The sequence below is a fragment of the Streptomyces sp. MUM 2J genome, from assembly GCF_022414535.1.
Classification (GTDB): domain Bacteria; phylum Actinomycetota; class Actinomycetes; order Streptomycetales; family Streptomycetaceae; genus Streptomyces.
The window spans coordinates 174768-192961 of the sequence record NZ_JADWYM010000001.1; the positions used below are offsets into that span (position 1 = coordinate 174768).

At 73.2% G+C, this 18194-nt stretch carries 15 protein-coding genes and 1 pseudogene; 5 read left to right on the forward strand and 11 right to left on the reverse strand.

Translation table 11 applies throughout. The features are described 5' to 3' along the window. Positions 1-189: 189 nt before the first annotated feature. The gene (locus I3F54_RS00685; protein WP_240116474.1) at positions 190-642 is read left to right on the forward strand and encodes an ATP-binding protein; all 453 of its coding nucleotides are present in this window, start codon (positions 190-192) and stop codon (positions 640-642) included. Here the strand turns inward: I3F54_RS00685 and I3F54_RS00690 are convergent. The 6 genes from I3F54_RS00690 to I3F54_RS00715 form a co-directional block, all read right to left on the reverse strand. Then, positions 602-2041, reverse strand: coding sequence for an amino acid permease (locus I3F54_RS00690; RefSeq protein ID WP_240116476.1), 1440 nt, complete (start codon positions 2039-2041; stop codon positions 602-604). The two genes, I3F54_RS00685 and I3F54_RS00690, sit on opposite strands and share 41 nt — an antisense overlap. Before the next feature lie 99 nt (positions 2042-2140). After that, positions 2141-3148, reverse strand: coding sequence for an ornithine carbamoyltransferase (gene argF, locus I3F54_RS00695; RefSeq protein WP_240116480.1), 1008 nt, complete (start codon positions 3146-3148; stop codon positions 2141-2143). A gap of 95 nt (positions 3149-3243) precedes the next feature. Next, positions 3244-4467, reverse strand: coding sequence for an arginine deiminase (locus tag I3F54_RS00700; protein ID WP_240116481.1), 1224 nt, complete (start codon positions 4465-4467; stop codon positions 3244-3246). Positions 4468-4690: 223 nt separating this feature from the next. Continuing rightward, complete coding sequence (locus I3F54_RS00705) at positions 4691-7234, reverse strand: polynucleotide kinase-phosphatase (protein ID WP_240116483.1); 2544 nt, start codon at positions 7232-7234, stop codon at positions 4691-4693. Next, on the reverse strand, positions 7231-8697 hold the full coding sequence (locus I3F54_RS00710) for a 3' terminal RNA ribose 2'-O-methyltransferase Hen1 (protein ID WP_240116484.1): 1467 nt from the start codon (positions 8695-8697) through the stop codon (positions 7231-7233). The genes I3F54_RS00705 and I3F54_RS00710 overlap by 4 nt, the downstream gene beginning before the upstream one ends. A gap of 133 nt (positions 8698-8830) precedes the next feature. Beyond that, positions 8831-9655, reverse strand: coding sequence for an SDR family oxidoreductase (locus I3F54_RS00715; protein ID WP_240116485.1), 825 nt, complete (start codon positions 9653-9655; stop codon positions 8831-8833). Between the two features lie 99 nt (positions 9656-9754). Here I3F54_RS00715 and I3F54_RS00720 point away from each other — a divergent pair, with 99 nt between their 5' ends. Then, positions 9755-10174 (forward strand): MarR family winged helix-turn-helix transcriptional regulator, encoded by a 420-nt coding sequence (locus tag I3F54_RS00720; RefSeq protein WP_240116488.1) that lies wholly within the window; start codon positions 9755-9757, stop codon positions 10172-10174. A 313-nt stretch (positions 10175-10487) separates the two neighbouring features. Here I3F54_RS00720 and I3F54_RS00725 read toward each other — a convergent pair whose 3' ends face one another. Further along, positions 10488-11411, reverse strand: coding sequence for an LLM class F420-dependent oxidoreductase (locus tag I3F54_RS00725; protein WP_240116490.1), 924 nt, complete (start codon positions 11409-11411; stop codon positions 10488-10490). Between the two features lie 227 nt (positions 11412-11638). On the opposite strand from I3F54_RS00725, the gene I3F54_RS00730 reads away from it, so the two are divergent. Further along, entirely contained in the window at positions 11639-11815 is a 177-nt protein-coding gene (locus I3F54_RS00730) for a hypothetical protein (protein ID WP_240116491.1), read from the forward strand. 478 nt (positions 11816-12293) lie between these two features. Here the strand turns inward: I3F54_RS00730 and I3F54_RS00735 are convergent, their stop codons facing one another. From I3F54_RS00735 to I3F54_RS00750, 4 genes and pseudogenes are all read right to left on the reverse strand, one after another. Beyond that, positions 12294-12755, reverse strand: a complete 462-nt coding sequence (locus tag I3F54_RS00735; protein WP_240116746.1) for a DUF6099 family protein — start codon at positions 12753-12755, stop codon at positions 12294-12296. A gap of 543 nt (positions 12756-13298) precedes the next feature. After that, positions 13299-13622, reverse strand: a pseudogene (locus I3F54_RS00740) (nucleotide pyrophosphohydrolase); the annotation flags it as partial. After that, entirely contained in the window at positions 13619-14827 is a 1209-nt protein-coding gene (locus I3F54_RS00745) for an ATP-binding protein (RefSeq protein ID WP_308372957.1), read from the reverse strand. The pseudogene I3F54_RS00740 and the gene I3F54_RS00745, both read right to left, overlap by 4 nt. A gap of 230 nt (positions 14828-15057) precedes the next feature. Then, on the reverse strand, positions 15058-15447 hold the full coding sequence (locus I3F54_RS00750; protein ID WP_240116495.1) for a cell division protein SepF: 390 nt from the start codon (positions 15445-15447) through the stop codon (positions 15058-15060). A gap of 261 nt (positions 15448-15708) precedes the next feature. Between I3F54_RS00750 and I3F54_RS00755 the strand changes: the two genes are divergently transcribed. Beyond that, complete coding sequence (locus I3F54_RS00755; protein ID WP_240116496.1) at positions 15709-16323, forward strand: TetR/AcrR family transcriptional regulator; 615 nt, start codon at positions 15709-15711, stop codon at positions 16321-16323. Positions 16324-16463: 140 nt separating this feature from the next. Beyond that, the gene (locus I3F54_RS00760) at positions 16464-18122 is read left to right on the forward strand and encodes an acyl-CoA dehydrogenase family protein (RefSeq protein WP_240116497.1); all 1659 of its coding nucleotides are present in this window, start codon (positions 16464-16466) and stop codon (positions 18120-18122) included. The last annotated feature ends 72 nt before the right edge of the window (positions 18123-18194 follow it).

Genomic DNA, 18194 nt, shown 5'->3' on the forward strand with positions numbered 1-18194 from the left:
GTCACGATGTGACCGGGATCCACCGGATCGTCGACGGTCGGGTAACGGCGCGAAGGGCCGTGCGCGGCGGACCCGCCGGGCGGGTAGGCCGCTGGATGCCGGGGCGAGGGTCCCGGAGGGTGCCCGTCGGACGGCTCTGCCGGAGGGCGCCGTACCATTCGTACGGTTGAAAGCAGGACAGCCTGCGCCATGAACGGACTCGCCTTGCACGAACGCCCCGCCCCCGCCGCCTCCTGGCGCATCGCGCTGCCGCACACCACTGCGGCCGTGCCGGTCGCCCGGGCGCTGGTCCGCACCGCACTGGCCGAGCTGGAGCACGGGGCCGACTGCCACACCGCCGAGCTGCTGACGGCGGAGCTGGTGGCCAACGCGGTGGAGCACACCTCGGGACGCTCGCCGATAGAGCTGGTCGTGGAGCTGCTGCCGAGCGGCTGCCAGGTCGAGGTGCACGACCCGGACCCGGCGCCGCCGGGCGGCCTGACGGTCCCGGCCGGACCGGCGCCCGACCCGTGGCAGGAGCACGGGCGCGGCCTGCTGCTGATCCGCACCCTGAGCTCGTCCTGCGGACACCGCCCCACCGGGTCCGGCAAGGCGGTGTGGTTCAGACTGCCTGTGGTTCCCGCTCAGCGGCGTCCGGTGTGACCTCGCCGGCCGTGCGGGCCAGCCGGGAGTTGCGGCGCCCGTAGGCCGCGTAGACGGCGAGGCCCGCCAGCAGGAACACCGCGAACTGGACCCAGGCCGTCCGGCCGGTCTCGTACATCAGGTAGAGGCAGAAGCCGATGCCCAGCAGCGGCAGCGCCGGGTACAGCGGCACCCGGAACGTGCGCGGCAGTCCGGGCTCGCGGCGGCGCAGCGCGATGACGGCGACATTGACGACGGCCATGATCGCCAGGGTGCCGATGGTGCACAGGCCGACCACCGCGTCCAGCGAGGCGAAGGCGGCCGGGACGGCGAACACGCCGGCGACGACCAGGGTGCCGGCGACCGGGGTCGCGGTCCGCGGGGAGACCCGCTCGAAGACGCGCGGGATCAGTCCGTCGCGGGACATGGACATCAGGATGCGGGTCTGGCCGTACATGACGGCGAGCACCACGGAGGCGATGGCCACGACCGCGCCGAAGGCGATGACGCCGCCGCCGGCCGAGGAGCCCGTGACCAGGTTCACGACGTGGGACAGGGCGGCGGGCCGGCCGCCGACCGCCCCGGCACCGACCGCGCCGGTGGCGGCGAGGGCGACGGCGCAGTACAGCAGGGTGACGATGCCCATGCAGACGAGGATCGCGACGGGAACGTCCCGCCGCGGGTTCCTGGCCTCCTCACCGGCGGTGGTGATGGCGTCGAAGCCGATGTAGGAGAAGAAGGCGGCCGTGGTGCCCGCTCCGATGCCGCCGAGGCCGGCCGGGGCGAAGGGGGTGAGGTTGCCGTCCCTGAAGGCGCTGAAGCCGATCGCGCAGAAGGCGAGCAGGATGACGAGCTTGATCACGGCCATCACGGCGGTCGCTCCGGCGCTCTCGCGCACCCCGCGCACCAGCAGCACGCAGCCCATGGCGATGACGATCACCGCGGGCAGGTTGACGAGGCCGCCGTCGCCGGGACCGGCGGACAGGGCGGCGGGCAGCTGCCATCCGGCAAGGCTGTGCAGCAGTTCGTTGACGTACTGGCTCCAGCCGACCGCGACGGCCGAGATCGAGACGCCGTACTCCAGCAGCAGGCACCAGCCGACCAGGAAGGCGGTGCTCTCCCCCAGGCCGGCGTAGGCGAAGGAGTACGACGACCCGGAGACCGGGATCGCCCCGCCCAGCTCGGCGAAGGAGAACGCGGTGAACACGCAGGTGATCGCGGCCAGGACGAAGGAGACGACGACGGCGGGCCCGGCCTGGGCGACGGAGTCGGACAGGCCGACGAAGATGCCGGTGCCGACGATCGCTCCGACGCCGAAGCAGATCAGCTGGAACAGGCCCATGGTGCGGGCCAGGCCGTGGCCCTCACGGTCGGCGCCGGATTCGGCGACCAGCAGGGCCGGGGACTTGATGCGGGGCATGCGGGTGGTGCTCGATTCTGGGGGCGGATGCGCCCGGGTCGGGGCGCGCGGCTGCCTCGGAAGGGGTGGCTCCGGGCCGCCGGACAGCATAAGGCCTGATCAGGCCAGTGTTGCCACCAAGATCGCTTTGATGGTGTGCAGCCGGTTCTCGGCCTCGTCGAAGACGACCGAGTGGACGGACTCGAAGACCTCGTCGGTCACTTCGAGGGCGTCCGGACCGTGCCGCCGGTGGACCTCGCGCCCCACCTCGGTACCCAGGTCGTGGAAGGCCGGCAGGCAGTGCAGGAACTTCACGTCCGGGTTGCCGGTGGCGCGGAGCACGTCCATGGTCACGGCGTACGGCGCGAGGGCGGCGATGCGCTCGCCCCAGACCTCCTTGGGCTCGCCCATGGAGACCCACACGTCCGTGGCGACGAAGTCGGCGCCCGAGACGCCCTCGGCGACGTCCTCGGTGAGGGTGACGCGCGCGCCGCTCGCCTCGGCGAGTTCGCGGGCGGTGTCGACGATCTCCTGTGCGGGCCAGTAGGACTTCGGGGCGGCGATCCGCACGTCCATGCCGAGCAGGGCACCGGTGATCAGGTAGGAGTTGCCCATGTTGAAGCGGGCGTCGCCGAGGTAGGCGAACGCGATCTCGGTCAGCGGCCTGGCGCAGTGCTCGGTCATGGTGAGCACGTCGGCGAGCATCTGGGTGGGGTGCCAGTCGTCGGTGAGGCCGTTGTAGACGGGCACACCCGCGTGTGCCGCCAGCTCCTCGACCTTCTCCTGACTGTCCCCGCGGTACTCGATGCCGTCGAACATCCGCCCCAGCACGCGCGCGGTGTCCCTGACCGACTCCTTGTGCCCGATCTGGGAGCCGGAGGGGTCCAGATAGGTGGTGTGGGCGCCCTGGTCGGCGGCGGCGACCTCGAACGCGCAGCGGGTGCGCGTCGAGGTCTTCTCGAAGATCAGGGCGATGTTCCTGCCGCGCAGGTGCGGCGTCTCCGTCCCGGCCTTCTTGGCCGCCTTCAGCTCCGCGGCCAGCTCGATCAGGCCGCGGAACTCCTCGGCGGTGAAGTCCAGCTCCTTGAGGAAGGGGCGGCCGGCGAGGGCGGTCGGGACTGTCGCCATGAGGGCGCTCCAGAGGGGACGGGGAACCACGGACCATGGAAGTCTATACGATACTCAGCATTTATATACAGCCACCGGTCCGGGCCGCCCACCCACTACACCGGGTCCCGCTCGACCGGGCAGCTCATGCAGCGCGGCCCGCCCCGGCCGCGCCCCAGCTCGCTGCCCGGGATCTCGATCACCTCGACGCCCTGCTTGCGCAGATGCGTGTTGGTGGTGGAGTTGCGCTCGTAGGCGACGACGACACCCGGCTCGACGGCGAGGACGTTACAGCCGTCGTCCCACTGCTCGCGCTCGGCGGCGTGCACGTCCTGGGTGGCGGTGAGCACCCGGATCTCGCTCAGCCCGAGCGCGGCGGCGATCGCCCGGTGCATGTGCTCCGGCGGATGGTCGGTGACCTTCAGCTCCTTGTCCCCCGAGCCCGGCTCGATGGTGTACGAGCGGAGCATGCCGAGCCCGGCGTACTGCGTGAAGACGTCACCGTCGACCTGGGTCATCACGGTGTCGAGGTGCATCAGGGCCCGCCGCTTGGGCATGTCCAGCGCGACGATGGTCCGGGCCGACCCGGCCGCGAACAGCTTGTGCGCGAGCATCTCGACGGCCTGCGGCGTGGTGCGCTCGCTCATGCCGATAAGGACGGCTCCGTTGCCGATGACGAGGACGTCCCCGCCCTCGATGGTGGAAGGGTAGTCGGCCTGCCCCTGCGACCAGACGTGGAAGGACTCCTCGCGGAAGAGGGGGTGATGGCGGTAGATCGCCTCGAAGTGGACGGTCTCGCGCTGACGGGCGGGCCAGCGCATCGCGTTGATGGAGACGCCGTCGTAGATCCAGGCGGAGGTGTCGCGGGTGAAGAGGTGGTTGGGCAGCGGGTCGAGGAGGAAGTCGTCCAGTTCCATGGCGTGGAAGCGGACGGAGACCGGCTCCGCGTGCACGTCCAGGAACTCCCGCTTGGTCATGCCGCCGACCAGCGCCTCGGCCAGCTCGCGGGCGGGCAGGGTCTCGAAGGCGGCGCGCAGGTGATCGGTGGCGAGGGGACCGTACTCCTTCTCGTCGAAGACGCGGTCCAGGACCAGCGTCCGGGCCACCGGGATCTCCAGCGTCTCGGCGAGCAGGTCGCCGAAGAGGTGGACGGCGACCCCGCGGTCGCGCAGCACGTCCGCGAACCCGTCGTGCTCGGCGCGCGCCCGGCGCACCCACAGCACGTCGTCGAAGAGGAGGGTGTCCTTGTTGCTGGGGGTGAGCCTTTTGAGCTCGAGATCGGGCCGGTGCAGGATCACGCGGCGCAGCCGCCCGGCCTCGGAGTCGACATGGAATCCCATGCCTCCATCCTGGCCACCGACGGCCGTCTTGACCCGTCACTCGCACGTTTCTCCGGTCATTTGTTCTCGTCCCTATGACGAGAACGGGGTGGCTCACTCCGCCCCGAAGACCGTGGTGCGCCTGCGCCGCCGCGGTACCGCAGGGGCACCACGGCGGGAAGCGGGAGGGGCGCCCGGGGCCGAAGGACGGCGGGGTGCCGTCGGGCCCCGGGCACCCCGCCGGTCACAGCCGCGGGTCCACCGGCTCCGACTCCAGGGCCAGCACCGCGAACACGGCCTCGTGCACCCGCCACAACGGCTCGCCCGCCGCCAGCCGGTCCAGTGCCTCCAGTCCGAGGGCGTACTCACGCACGGCCAGGGACCGCTTGTGGCTCAGGGACCGCTGCCGGAGCCGGGCCAGGTTGTCCGGACGCGTGTACTCCGGGCCGTAGATGATCCGCAGGTACTCGCGGCCCCGGCACTTGACGCCGGGCTGCACCAAGCGCCCCTCGGGACCGCGCACCAGCGCGCCGAGCGGCTTGACGACCATGCCCTCACCGCCGCGGCCGGTCATCTCCAGCCACCAGTCGACGCCGGCCCGCACCGACTCCGGGTCGCCGGTGTCGACGTAGAGGCGGCCGGTGGTCCGCAGCAGGCCGGTGGAGTCGTGCTCCACCAGCCGGTCCAGCAGCGCCAGCTGCTCGTCGTGCGGCAGCGCGGCGAGGCTGCGGCCCTCGACGGCCAGCAGCTGGAACGGGGCCAGGCGGACACCGTCCAGGCCGTCCGTGCTCCAGCAGTAGCGGCGGTAGGCGGCCGTGAACGCGCCGGCGTCCGCGGTCCGCTCGCGGTGCCGGGCCGCCAGCGCGTCCACGTCGACGCCCCGGGCCGCGGCGCTCTCCAGCGCGGCGAGCGCGGCGGGCAGCACCGCCGCGGAGGCGGCGCCGACCGCCGCGTACTGGGTGCGCAGCAGCCCGGACGCCTTCAGCGACCAGGGCATCAGCTCGGCGTCCAGCAGCAGCCAGTCCGTGTCGAGCTCCTGCCACAGCCCGGCGTCGCCGGCCGCGGTCCGCAGCCGGCCGAGGATCTCCTCGGTCACCGCGTCGTCGTCGAAGAACGGACGCCCGGTACGGGTGTACAGGGCCCCGGTCCGGCCGTGTGCCCCGAACCGCTTCCCGGCCACCTCGGCGTCCCGGCACACCAGTGCCACCGCCCGCGAGCCCATGTGCTTCTCCTCGCACACGACCCGCTCCACACCGTCCCGCGCGTAGTTCGCGAACGCCTCCGCCGGGTGCTCCAGGTAGCCCTCCACCCGGCTGGTGGCCGTCGGCGCCATGGTCGGCGGCAGGTACGGCAGCAGCCGTGGGTCCACGGCGAAGCGGCTCATGACCTCCAGCGCCGCCGCCGCGTTCTCCTCCCGCACCGCGACGCGGCCGGCGTGCCTCGTCTCCACCACCCGGCGGCCGTGCACGTCCGCCAGGTCCAGCGGACGGCCGTCGTGCCCGCCCGGCGCCTCCGTGCGCAGCGGCTTGACCGGCTCGTACCACACCCGCTCGGCCGGTACGTCGACCAGCTCGCGCTCCGGCCAGCGCAGTGCCGTCAGCCTGCCGCCGAAGACGGCGCCGGTGTCCAGGCAGACGGTGTTGTTCAGCCAGGTGGCCGTCGGCACCGGCGTGTGGCCGTAGACGACCGCCGCCCGGCCGCGGTAGTCCTCCGCCCAGGGGTAGCGCACGGGCAGTCCGAACTCGTCGGTCTCGCCGGTGGTGTCGCCGTACAGGGCGTGCGAGCGGACCCGGCCGGAGGTACGGCCGTGGTACTTCTCCGGCAGTCCGGCGTGGCAGACGACCAGCTTTCCGCCGTCGAGGACGTAGTGGCTGACCAGCCCCGCGACGAACTCCCCCACCTCCTGCCGGAACTCCTCGCTCTCGCCCTCCATCTGCGCGACGGTCTCCGCGAGCCCGTGGGTGAGCTGGACCTTACGGCCCCTCAGGTGGCGGCCGTACTTGTTCTCGTGGTTGCCGGGCACGCACAGCGCGTCACCCGACTTCACCATGGACATCACACGGCGCAGCACTCCGGGGCTGTCCGGGCCGCGGTCGACGAGGTCGCCGACGAAGACGGCCGTGCGGCCCTCGGGGTGGACACCGTCGGCATAGCCCAACCTGCCCAGGAGCGCCTCCAGTTCGGCGGAACATCCGTGGACGTCGCCGATGATGTCGAACGGGCCGGTCAGGTGGGTGAGGTCGCTGAAGCGCTTCTCGGTGACGACGGTGGCGGCGGCGACCTCGTCGGCGCCGCGCAGGACGTGCACCTTGCGGAAGCCCTCACGCTCCAGGTGCCGCAGGGAGCGGCGCAGTTCGCGGATGTGCCGCTGGATGACCCTGCGCGGCATGCCCGCCCGGTCCGGGCGGCCGGCGTTGCGCTCGGCGCACACCTCCTCCGGCACGTCCAGCACGACGGCGATGGGCAGCACGTCGTACTGCCGGGCCAGGTCGAGCAGCCGGCGCCGGGCGTCCTGCTGCACGCTCGTGGCGTCGACGACGGTACGGCGGCCGGCGGCCAGTCGCTTGCCGGCGATGTAGTACAGGACGTCGAAGGCGTCGCCGCTCGCGCCCTGGTCGTTCTCGTCGTCGCTGACCAGCCCGCGGCAGAAGTCGGAGGAGATCACCTCGGTCGGCTTGAAGTGGCGCCGGGCGAAGGTCGACTTGCCCGAGCCGGAGGCGCCGACGAGGACGACGAGGGAGAGGTCGGTGACGGGCAGGACGCGCCCCTGCCCCGGTGCTCCGGTCATGCCGCCTCCGCCTCCTTCCGGTCGTTCCTCAGGCCGAACACGGCCATCTGCGTGGGTGGGCCCACCTCGGGGTCGTCGGGGCCGACCGGCCTGAACTCGACGTCGTAGCCGTGCCGTTCGGCGACGGCCGCGGCCCAGGCGCGGAACTCCTCGCGGGTCCACTCGAAACGGTGGTCGCGGTGCCGGGCATGACCGGCCGGCAGAGTCTCCCAGCGCACGTTGTACTCGACGTTGGGTGTGGTCACGACGACGGTGCGCGGGCGGGCCGCGCCGAAGACCGCGTACTCCAGGGCGGGCAGCCGCGGCAGGTCGAGGTGCTCGATCACCTCGCTGAGCACGGCGGCGTCGTACCCCTTGAGCCGGCGGTCGGTGTAGGCGAGCGAGCCCTGCACCAGCCGCACCCGGGCGGCCTGCCGCTCGCCCATGCGCTCCGGCTTCAGCCGCCGGCCGGCGAGGGTGAGCGCCCGCATCGACACGTCCACCCCGACGATCTCCGTGAACGCCTGGTCCTTCAGCAGCGCCTGCACCAGCTGTCCCTGGCCACAGCCCAGGTCGAGCACCCGGGCGGCCCGGGACGCGCGCAGCTCGGCGAGGATCGCGTCCCGCCGCTGCTCGGCGAGCGGAGCCGGCTTCTCCTCGTGCCCGGTCTCCGCCTCCACGGCGTTGTCGATCTCCGCGACGTCGCTGTCGTCGGCCTCGGCGAGCCGGACCAGTTCGAGTCGCTCCCTCGCCTGACGGGTGAGGGACCAGCGGCGCGAGAGGTAGCGGCTGGTGATCAGCTTCTGCTCCGGGTGCGCCGGCAGCCAGCCCTCCCCGGCCCGCAGCAGCTTGTCGACCTCGTCGGGCGCGACCCAGTAGTGCTTGGCGTCGTCGAGGACGGGCATCAGCACGTACAGGTGGCGCAGCGCCTCGGCCAGCGTCAGGGTCACGGACTCCAGGACGAGGTGGACGTAGCGGGAGTCGCCCCACTGTGGGAACGCGGCATCCAGCGGCACGGCCGCGGTGGTGACCGCCCAGCCGAGCGGCTCGAAGAGCCGGCGCACCACGTCCGCACCGCCCCGGGCCGGCAGCGCGGGCACCTCGACGCGCAGCGGCCTGGCCCGGCCGGGCAGTTCGGGCCGGGCACGGCAGACCCCCCGCATGGCGGTGCCGAACACTCCGCTCAGTGCCACCGCCAGCAGCGAGGACGCCGCGTACGGGCGGTCGTTGACGTACTGCGCGAGCGCCGCGTCGGGTGCGCCGCCACGGCCCTTGCCCTTCCCCCGCCGCACCAGCGCCACCGCGTCCACCTCCAGCAGCAGCGCCGCGGTGCAGCGCCGGGCATCGGCCTCGGGGTAGAAGACGTGCGCGGTGCCGTGGGACAGCGTGGCCGAGAACGGGTTGTCAGGATGCTTGTGGAGAAGAAAGCCCAGTTCGGTTGCGGGATTCGTCTCGTCGCCGGTCGTGGAGATCGTCAGGAACACACGACCGAGTATGGGCACGACCAGACCCTCGGCGGTACTGGTTTACCTGCCACGACAAGGCGCCCCGCCCCGGCCGGCGACCGCTGTGCGGGGGTGCGTGGAAGGCACCCCGCGCGGTCCGCCGGGGTCGGTACTACGGGGCGACCCATGTGCCGGTCAGGGTCTGCACGGCCGAGCCGTCGAGGTCCTTCAGCTTCGTCCCCGCGAAGGCGCGCGCCGCGTCGGAGGTGAGCACCCGGAACGCCGGGCGTTCGACCGAGAGCAGGTCGACCATCTGCTCCGCCACGTCCTGCGGAGTCTGGGCCCCGCTGAAGGCACCGCGGGTGCGCTCCAGATAGGCGGACAACGCCGGCGCGTACCGCCCGGCCCGATCCAGCACGTCCTGAGTCACACCCACGTTGCTGACGAACTCACTGGCCACCGCGCCCGGTTCGACCACGCTGACGGACACGCCGGCGGTGGCCGCCACGGGCGCCAGGGACTCCATGAAGCCCTCGACCGCGAACTTGGCCGCGCAGTACGCCTCGTTGAAGGGCTGGCCGACCACTCCGCCGACGCTGGTCACGGTCAGCACCCGCCCCTTGGCCGCCCGCAGCAGCGGCAGGGCCGCCTTCGTCACGTGCAGCACACCGAAGAAGTTGACCTCCATCACGGCACGTACGTCCTCGACGCTCTCCTGCTCCAGGGTGCCGACATGACCCGCGCCCGCGTTGTTGACCAGCGCGTCCAGCCGGTCGAGGCCCGCCAGGCACGCCTCGACCGTGGCCGGGTCCGTCACGTCCAGGGGGCGGACGTCGACGGCGACGCCGGCCTCCTCGGCCGCCGCGAGCAGCGGCCCCGCCTTGGCGGTGTCGCGCATGGTGGCGATCACACGCCAGCCGGCACGCGCCGCGGCCACAGCGGTGGCCTGTCCGATGCCGGAGGAGGTGCCGGTGATCAGGACGGTTCTGGTGCTCATCGCGATGTCCCTCGTTCGCTCATGCTTCATGATTAATATGGAACATAACTATGATGCAGCATATTCGGTAGCGTCAAGCGCATGGCTACGCTGGGCGTCATGCCCAACCCATCGGATGAGCTCACCAAGCAGATCGTCGGCCTTTTCGCGGCCATCAACCGCCGCTACTCCCAGGAGGCCGAGGCCGCCGCGGCGGCCCACGATCTGACCCCGCTCCAGGCCAAGGCCCTGCTCGCCGCCGGGGACCCCGTCCCCACGCGCCACATCGCCGACCGGCTGCACGCGGAGCCGTCCAATGTGACCGTGATCGTCGACCGGCTGGAGTCCCGCGGCCTGGTCGTACGCAGCCCCGACCCGGACGACCGCCGCGTCAAGCGGGTCGCCGCCAGTACGGCGGGCCGCACCGTCGCCGCCGACCTGCGCGCCCGTATGCCGTTCGCCGCCGATCCCCTGGCCCGGCTCACCACGCCGCAGCGCAAGACGCTCCGCGAACTGCTGCAGCTGATCCTGGAGACCTGACGGCCCCACCGCCTCCCCGGGCCTGCGACGGCTCGCGGCGACCGCCCCGGCGGGCTCCGGGAGCCGTCGAGCCGGGGCGGCACCGAGCGGCCGGGGCGTCGCCGGGAGGCCGTGGGCATCACACGGCCGGGCGTCGCCGAGGTGGCCGGGACGTTTCCCGCCCCGGCCCTGCCGACCGCTCCTCGGCGACCGGACGGCGGGCGGCCGAAGGACCGCCCGCCGGACCGGCACCCGCACACCGACGCGCGCCCCCGGCCGGGGCTGCGGAGGCCGCCGCTCCGGCGACCGTCCGGTCGCGGCCGGGACGCGGTCCTCAGGACAGCTGGGACTGCACCTGCGCGGAGATCAGCTCCAGGTGGTCCAGGTCGGCCAGGTCCAGGACCTGGAGGTAGATCCGCTGCGAACCGGTCTCCGCGTACCGGCCGATCTTGTCGACCACCTCGGCGGGCGTGCCTGCCAGGCCGTTGGCCTTCAGCTCGCCGACCTCCCGCCCGATCGCGGCGGCGCGGCGGGCGACCTCGGCGTCGTCCCGGCCGACACAGACCACGAGGGCGTTGGACAGGACGAGGTCACCGGGCTTGCGGCCGGCCGCCTCCGCCGCCGCACGCACCCGGCCGAACTGGCGCTCGCTGTCTTCGACCGCGGCGAACGGGATGTTGAACTCGTCCGCATAGCGGGCCGCCAGCCGCGGAGTGCGCGTGGCTCCGTGGCCGCCGATCAGGACCGGGACCTTCCGCTGGGCGGGCTTGGGCAGCGCGGGCGAGTCGGCGAGCTGGTAGTGCCGGCCGCGGAAGTCGTAGGTCTTGCCGACCTCGGTCTGCCACAGGCCGGTGACGATCTCCAGCTGTTCCTCCAGACGAGCGAACTTCTCCTTCGGGAAAGGGATGCCGTACGCCGTGTGCTCCTCCTCGAACCAGCCCGCCCCGAGGCCCAGTTCGACCCGGCCGCCCGACATCTGGTCGACCTGTGCGACCTGGACGGCCAGGACACCGGGCAGCCGGAACGTGGCGGCGGTCATCAGTGTTCCGAGCCGGATGCGCCGCGTCTCGCGTGCGAGACCCGCGAGGGTGATCCAGGCGTCCGTGGGGCCGGGAAGGCCGTCGGCGGACCCCATCCGCAGATAGTGGTCGGAGCGGAAGAAGGCGTCGAATCCGAGATCCTCCGTCGCCTTCGCCACGGTGAGCAGCGTGTCATAGGTGGCCCCCTGCTGGGGCTCGGTGAAGATGCGAAGATCCATGCCCTCCATCCTGCCCGTCGCGGTGCGGCGCCCTCCCAACCGGCCCCGCGCCCCGGCCGGGTGAATATCGTCAACCCCGTGCACGGGCCCCGGGCAGGCCAGTGACCCGGTTCGACGGTGATCGTTGGCTCGTGCGGAGCCGGACCGCCCGGCACCCGCGCCGGCGGCCGCTGCCGGAGCGTCATCCGCGCCGGCCTCCCGGGGGGCCGGGGGCCGAGGAGGCCGTCATGTCCGAAGAAGCCGTGCCGCAGCAGGGCGGGGGCTCCGCCCAGCCGAAGGGGCTGCTGCAGCAGATGGAGGAACTGATGGCGGCGCTCAACGCGGACCTCTCCGACCTCCATGAGGAAGCTGGTTTTCCCACCTTGGGATCCCAAGAGCATCTCCGCAGCTCGGCGGGCGAATAGGGAGGCGGATGGGGCCTGCTCACGGTCCCGCCCCGTGCCGCGAGCCGAAGTCGCCGTGCGTCGCTGTGCGCCGGTCGCGGAGGCCTGAAGGGCCGGTCGGGCCCCTCGTCGTGACCGGCCGGTGGAGACGGAGCCGAACGACCGGGCGGTGAGCCGCCCCCCAGCCGCGAAAGCCAGCTCTTGATCGCCTCCCGGCCCTGCGCGCCGGGGCCGCTGACCGATGCGACCGGCTCGTCGGGACCTGGCGACGGACGCCCGCCGCGCGGAAGCCCGCCCCACCGCCGTCCCGCCGTTCGGCTCCACCGCCCTGGTCCTCCGGGCCGCCGGAGCACAACCGTCGGCTCCTCCGGCTCCGGGGGATCGCGCCCTCCGGCGTCGTCGACCGGTGCGGCGGCCCGGATCAGGTGCGTGCCGGAGCACGGGTACGTCGCCGGACGGTCGGCGTTCGGACGGCGTCGCCGCGGCGGCGGCCGGGCGTTCACCGCTCCGGCAACGCCTCCTCGCGGGCCGCGAGTTTGCGCAGCATCTCCAGGACGCGGTCCCGGGATTCGTCGGCCGCGTCGATGGCCTCCATGCACTGCCAGTACCTCGCCTCGTCGTCCGCCCCGCTGGCGACCCCGACGAGTGCGATGCCCACCTCGCCGAGGAGGCCGCCGAGAGCGAGCAGCGCCTGCCGGGCGTCGTCCAGTTCGGTGAGCTGGGCGGCGCGCAGGGCGCCCGGGCCGAGGTCGGGGATCTCCAGCACCCCGCAGCCGCGCCCCGCGAGTTCGGTCAGCCCCAGCGCCTCGCCGCGTAGTTCCGGTGGGCCGGAGACCGCCAGCCGACTGCCGATCGCCTGCGCCAGCGCCTGCGCCTGCCACACCTCCGCCAGCGTCCCGGTCACCTCACTGCTCGCCGCGAGCGCCTCCCTGCTCGTCAGGATGAGCCGCACCGCCTCCATACGCTGCCCCCGTCCGTCCCCGACGTACTCCGCGCACGTCACCGCCCGAACTCCCTTGTCCACTACCCAGAGTGAGAGCAGGTGGGACGAAAAGCCAGAGGAAGACGGAAATCTCTGGACAACGAATCGGTTTCGGACGGTTGAACGGATACGGAGAGTGAGAATGGAAGGCGTCAATCCTCTTCTGGCCGCCGGGCGGTGATCCCGCGTCGGTCCGTCACCCCTCGGCTGCCGGCCGGTCCTTGGCGGACGCCCCCTCACCGGCCGCTCCCTCCACGACGGTCTCCATCCGGCCGTTCCCTCCGCCAACCATCTCTACGGGGACGGTCTCTGCGCGGACGATTCCGCACGGGCGGCCCAGGGCGGCCGCACCTGCGACCCCGCCGGATGGTCCGGACCGTTCGTTCCTCAGCCGCCGACCGCGCGGGCACCCGGGCCGTCTCCCGGCCCACCGGACGGGTCATCGGCCGGTTCGCCGGAGGGGTCACGGGCCGGTTCGCCGGAGGGGTCACGGGCCGGTTCAGCCGTCGGTCGCGGCTCGGGCGGCGGTGGGAACCTCTGCTCGTTCCGCTCGATCTTGGCGGCGAGTGCCGCCAGCGGATCGATGTCGAGCACCTCGCACAGCTGGAGCAGATAGGCGAGGACGTCGGCCACCTCGTCCCGCACCCGGCGCGCGGTGCCGGGTTCGTCCATCACCCGGGACGATTCCTCCGGGGTCAGCCACTGGAAGATCTCCACCAGTTCGGAGGCCTCCACACTCAGCGCGGCCACGAGGTTCTTGGGGGTGTGGTAGGGCTGCCAGTTCCGCGCTGCCGCGAACTCGGCCAGCCTGCGCTGGAGCTGCGCCACGTCGAGAGGATCGGTCACGGCTCCAGGTGTACCACCGCGACCCCCTCGACCCCGGCCGTCCAGCTCGCGTCGCTGACCGTCCCGACACAGCGGATGTGACCGTACTCGCCCATCCGCGCCGCCAGCCGGGCCAGTTCCACCCGCTGCCGGGCGTCCAGGCCGCGATCGAAGCCGTCGACGAGGACGGTGAGCGTCTGCAGCGCGTCGGGCACCTCGCCGACCGGGTCCACCTCCAGGACGCCGGCGCCGGTGAGCAGCACCAGCGCCAGGGCGAGGTAGCGCAGTTCGCCGTCGCCCAGCCGGGCCAGCTCGCTCACCGTCCCGTGGCCGCGGTCCAGCACGCCGCGCACGGTGCCGTCGCGCTGCAGTTCGGCGCGCAGGTCCGCGACCGGGCCGGCACATCCGGCGCGGGCCGCGTCCACCAGCTGCGCATGGCGGCGTACGCACTCGGTTCGGGTCCGCCACAGCACGTCGGCGAGGTTGTCGCAGCCGCTGAGCAGCCGTCCGGACCCGTTCGGGACGGGGGCGCGCATACCGCCGGGACCGGGGTCGCAGGAGAAGACCGACCGGAGGGCGACCACCATCTGCTCGGCGGCGGCCAGCACATGACGCTGCCCGTCGGTCTTGCCCGCCACCCGCAGCGGCAGGAGCGCCGTGCCGAGCCGGTCGTCGGGCAGCGGCGCCCGGGTCACCGGCGACGAACCGGCCGTGTGCCAGGCGGCCTGCACCGTACGCCGTCCGGGGTCGCGCAACGCGGTCTGGAAGAGGACGACGTCCCCGGCGGTCAGCCGCTCGCCCACGATGCGCAGCTCGGGCTCGGCCTGTACGGCGATGTCGAGCCGGACGGGACCGGCGGGCCCGTCGGCGGTGCAGCCGATCCGGAAGCCGCGCCGCCGCTGGGCGTCGGGCCGCGACCGGTCCGGCACCAGGGACGCCGGATCCGGGAACACCTCGCCGAGTTCCATGCCGCCGCCGAACCGCGCGAGAGCCTCGCAGGCCCGCAGCGCCGTCGTCTTCCCGGCGCCGCTGGGCCCGGCCAGCAGGGTGAACGCCCCGAGCGGGACCCGCGCGCCACGGTGCCCGGCGAACGCGGACAGCCGCAGTTCGGTGAGGCGGGGGCGGGCGGGGTGCGCGGGGACGGGGGAAGGGGGTGCGGTGGGCCGGGCCGCCTGGGACGGGACCCGGGGCTGCGCCGAGGGCGCGCGCCCCGGCGTTGCGGGCACCGGGGCCGCGGAGGGGAACGACGCGGGAGACGTGGCGGGAGGAGCGGCGGGAGACGCCGGAGGGGACGGGGAACGGTACGCCGCAGAGGACGGGGACGACGGGACACAGGGGAAGGACGCGGAGGACTCGGACGACACGGCCATGATCGCGACGGTACGTTCCGTCCGTACGGCGAATCGTTTCGGCCTCGCGACCTTCCTACGATCGGGGGATGGGTCGGGCGCCCGCCTCAGGCGCCCGACAGGCCGGCGCCCTCCATCAGCCCGCTCACCTCGGTGCCGGGCGGGGTCAGCAGGAACACGTTCCGGTCGACCCGGTGCATGCCGCTGCCGAGCCCGAAGACCACTCCGGTGGAGAAGTCGAGGACGCGTTTGGCGACCTCGGTCTCCGAGCCGGTCAGGTCGAGCAGGACGGGAACGCCGGCCATGAGTGTCTCGGCGACATCGCGGGCGTCGGCGAACACGTTGACCCGCAGGACGACGAAGCGGCGGCGCGTCTCCGTCTCCGCGTCGGGGAGCGAGCGGTGGTTCACCGCCGACGGCCAGGCGTCGCGGCCGCGCAGAGGCACGACCTGGGCGAGCCCTTCCCATTGCTCATCGGTGGCGTCGTGACGGTTCACCGGCTCCCCCCGAACTGACTCGCTCTCACATCGTGCACCAGCCAATTCTTACGCCAAGTCACCCGTTCAGCCCAACAGCGACACGGTCGGCGACGGCCGGGTGGCCGGATCCCCGGGCGCGGGCGCCGCCCGCCCCCTCCTCGGAGGCCGGGCGGACGGCGCCGTCCGGCAGGGCGGTGAGGTGCGTCACTTCCCCCCGGGCGGGCCTCACCGGCGGAACCGGCCATGGCGGGAAACTCTGAATGGTGCTTCACTTCTTTCATGGCCTACCGCAAGACCCCTGCGGAGATCCGCAGGCTCGAAGCCGCCAGAGAGCACCTCGTCGCCTGCGCCACGGCGGTGGTCGCCGACGTCGGCTGGTCACAGGCGTCCGTGACCGCCGTCGCCGACTCGGCCGGGATCGCGGCCGGCTCGGTGTACCAGCACTTCCCGTCCAAGGCGGCGCTCGCCGTGGAGGTGTTCCGGCGTGCCGCGGGACGCGAGGTGGAGGTGCTCGGCGACGTGCTCTCGGGGCCGGGCAGCCCGGTGGAGCGGCTCGCCCGCGGCATCGAGGTCTTCGCCCGCCGCGCCCTGGAGAACCGCGGACTGGCCTACGCGCTGCTCGCCGCACCGGCCGAACCCGCGGTCGGTGCCGAGCGTCTCGACTTCCGCCGTCGCTACCGCGCCCTGTTCGCCGAGGTGGTGCGCGAGGGGATGGCAGCCGGTCTGCTGCCCGCGCAGGACGGCGAGATCACCGCCGCCGCGCTCACGGGCGCCATCGGCGAAGTCCTCGTCGATCCGCTCGGTGCCCCCGGGGAGGACACCACCGGCGCACTGCTGGCCGAACTCACCGCCATGGCCCTGCGCTGTGCGGGCGCTCCCGTCCCGTCCGCTTGAGCACCGCCCCCGAACCCGACCGCACCGAACCCGACCGTCCCCGAACCCGACCGCACCGAACCCGACCGTCCCCGAACCCGACCGCACCGGACCGGCCGTGCCGCACCGATCCGGCGCCGGACCTCACCTGGAGGAATCCCATGTCCGCGACCGCCACACCGCGCAGCCGCCCCACCGCCGTCACACACGAGGTGAGCAACCAGCCGCCGCCGCTGGCCGGCCACGACGCCGCGGACGACCCGGTGCTGCTGGAGGGGCTGCGACGGGAGGGCGTGCAGTGGCACCTGGAGGACCTGCACCGGCTCGGCCGCCTCGTCGGCAGCGGGGAGGCGCAGGACTGGGCGGAGCAGGCCAACCGCCACGAGCCCGAGCTGCGCACCCACGACCGCTACGGCCACCGGATCGACGAGGTCGAGTTCCACCCGGCCTACCACCGGCTGATGGACGTCTCCGTCGGCGCGGGCCTCGCCGGTGCCGCCTGGGCCGACGAGCGCCCCGGCGCCCACGTGGCGCGGGCCGCGAGCTTCATGCTGGCCACGATGCTGGAACCCGGTCACCTGTGCCCCGTCTCCATGACGTACGCGGTGGTCCCGGCCCTGCGCCACTCCCCCGACCTCGCCAAGACCTACGAGCCGCTGCTCACCAGCCGTGTCTACGACCCCGGTCTGCGCACCCCGGCCGGCAAGCGCGGTCTGCTCGCCGGGATGGGGATGACCGAGAAGCAGGGCGGCAGCGATGTCCGGGCCAACTCCACCACCGCCACCGAGCAGGCCGACGGCAGCTGGCGCCTGCGCGGGCACAAGTGGTTCACCAGCGCGCCGATGAACGACCTCTTCCTCGTCCTCGCCCAGGCCCCGGGCGGGCTGTCCTGCTTCCTCGTCCCGCGGGTGCTGCCCGACGGCAGCCGGAACACCTTCCGTATCCAGCGGCTGAAGGACAAGCTCGGCAACCGTTCCAACGCCAGCAGCGAGCCGGAGTTCGACGACACCGTGGCCTGGCTCGTCGGCGCCGAGGGCAAGGGCGTGCGCACCATCATCGACATGGTGACCATGACCCGCCTGGACTGCGTGCTGGGTTCCGCCGCCGGCACCCGTGCCGCCCTCGCCCAGGCCACCCACCACGTGCGGCACCGTGTCGCGTTCGGCGCCACGCTCGTCGACCAGCCGCTGATGCGCAACGTGATCGCCGATCTGAGCCTGGAGTCGGAGGCCGCCACGACGCTCGGGATCCGGCTGGCCGGCGCCGCCGACCGCGCCCGCGGCGGCGACGAGGCGGAACGGGCGTTCCTGCGCCTGGCCACGGCGGTCGGGAAGTACTGGGTGTGCAAGCGGCAGCCCGCCGCGGTCGCCGAGGCCCTGGAGTGCCTGGGCGGCAACGGCTACGACGAGGCGTCCGGTATGCCGCGCCTGTACCGCGAGGCCCCGCTGAACGGCATCTGGGAAGGGTCCGGCAACGTCAACGCCCTCGACATGCTGCGGGCGCTGGCCCGCGAACCCGCGTCGCTCGACGCCTTCCGCGCGGAGGTCGCGGCGGCCTCCGGTGCCGATCGCAGGCTGGACGCCGCCTGGCGGGAGTTGGAGGGCGAACTCGTCCTGACCGAGGACGCGCCCCTGCGCGCCCGCCGGGTCATCGAACGCGCCGCCCTCGTCCTGCAGGGCTCGCTCCTGGTCCGGCACGCGCCGCCGGCCGTGGCCGACGCGTTCTGCGCGTCCCGGCTGGCCGGGGACCGTGGGCTGGCGTTCGGGACACTCCCCGCGGGGACGGACTTCGCGGCGCTGCTGGAGCGCCTGCCGGTCTGACGGCACCTCCGGGGGCCCGTGCGTCCCGGTCGCACAGGTGATCCGCCGGACTGTCCGGGGCCGTTCGGGGTG

Coding starts and splice junctions, on each gene's coding strand:
- I3F54_RS00715 (WP_240116485.1), bottom strand. CDS start 9,655: ATGAGCACCAGAACCGTCCTGATCACCGGCACCTCCTCCGGCATCGGA.
- argF (WP_240116480.1), bottom strand. CDS start 3,148: ATGGCGACAGTCCCGACCGCCCTCGCCGGCCGCCCCTTCCTCAAGGAG.
- I3F54_RS00735 (WP_240116746.1), bottom strand. CDS start 12,755: ATGGAGGCGGTGCGGCTCATCCTGACGAGCAGGGAGGCGCTCGCGGCG.
- I3F54_RS00685 (WP_240116474.1), top strand. CDS start 190: ATGAACGGACTCGCCTTGCACGAACGCCCCGCCCCCGCCGCCTCCTGG.
- I3F54_RS00705 (WP_240116483.1), bottom strand. CDS start 7,234: ATGACCGGAGCACCGGGGCAGGGGCGCGTCCTGCCCGTCACCGACCTC.
- I3F54_RS00700 (WP_240116481.1), bottom strand. CDS start 4,467: ATGGGATTCCATGTCGACTCCGAGGCCGGGCGGCTGCGCCGCGTGATC.
- I3F54_RS00730 (WP_240116491.1), top strand. CDS start 11,639: ATGTCCGAAGAAGCCGTGCCGCAGCAGGGCGGGGGCTCCGCCCAGCCG.
- I3F54_RS00690 (WP_240116476.1), bottom strand. CDS start 2,041: ATGCCCCGCATCAAGTCCCCGGCCCTGCTGGTCGCCGAATCCGGCGCC.
- I3F54_RS00760 (WP_240116497.1), top strand. CDS start 16,464: ATGTCCGCGACCGCCACACCGCGCAGCCGCCCCACCGCCGTCACACAC.
- I3F54_RS00725 (WP_240116490.1), bottom strand. CDS start 11,411: ATGGATCTTCGCATCTTCACCGAGCCCCAGCAGGGGGCCACCTATGAC.
- I3F54_RS00720 (WP_240116488.1), top strand. CDS start 9,755: ATGCCCAACCCATCGGATGAGCTCACCAAGCAGATCGTCGGCCTTTTC.
- I3F54_RS00755 (WP_240116496.1), top strand. CDS start 15,709: ATGGCCTACCGCAAGACCCCTGCGGAGATCCGCAGGCTCGAAGCCGCC.